The sequence below is a fragment of the Hahella sp. CCB-MM4 genome (assembly GCF_002260525.1).
Taxonomy (GTDB): Bacteria; Pseudomonadota; Gammaproteobacteria; order Pseudomonadales; family Oleiphilaceae; genus Hahella.
In genome coordinates this window covers 1-433 of sequence record NZ_MRYI01000091.1, presented here as the reverse complement: position 1 = coordinate 433, position 433 = coordinate 1, and the positions used below count along the sequence as shown (strand labels likewise).

The 433-nt window shown below is 68.4% G+C and carries 1 protein-coding gene; it reads right to left on the bottom strand.

The annotated features are described in order from the left end of the window. Positions 1 to 390, bottom strand: a 390-nt coding sequence (locus tag BTA51_RS29040) for a TRAP transporter large permease subunit (protein ID WP_246841236.1), incomplete at its 3' end; no start/stop codon positions are given. Positions 391 to 433: the final 43 nt, after the last annotated feature.

The following is a 433-nucleotide window of genomic DNA, read 5'->3' as shown; positions in this document are numbered from 1 at the left end:
GTGTAAACGAGACGGGCCCGCCCCCGCGGCCAGCCGCAAATGGCCGAGCCGGAAGGCGACCGACATCCGGCCCGAGGCCGCAGCATAGATCCGCAGCGCCAGCAGCACGGACAGCGCCAGTGCGGCGATCGACAGAGGGTCGCCCGACAGCAGCAATTCCTCGCGGTAGCACCAGACGAAGGGCAGCACGAAGGCCGCCCCCGCCGCGCGCAGGGCGAGAAGGCTGGTCTTCCACATGTTCGCCTTGGCCAGTCCCGCCGCGACATAGGAAGACACGGCGACCGGCGGGGGCAGGAACGACATCACGCCGAAATAGAAGATGAACATATGCGCGGCCAGAGGCGTGACCCCCCACGCGCTGATCGAGGGGCCGCTGACCGTGGCCAGCACGCTGTAGATCTCCCGCGAGGGCGGGCTCTTATACCCATCCTCG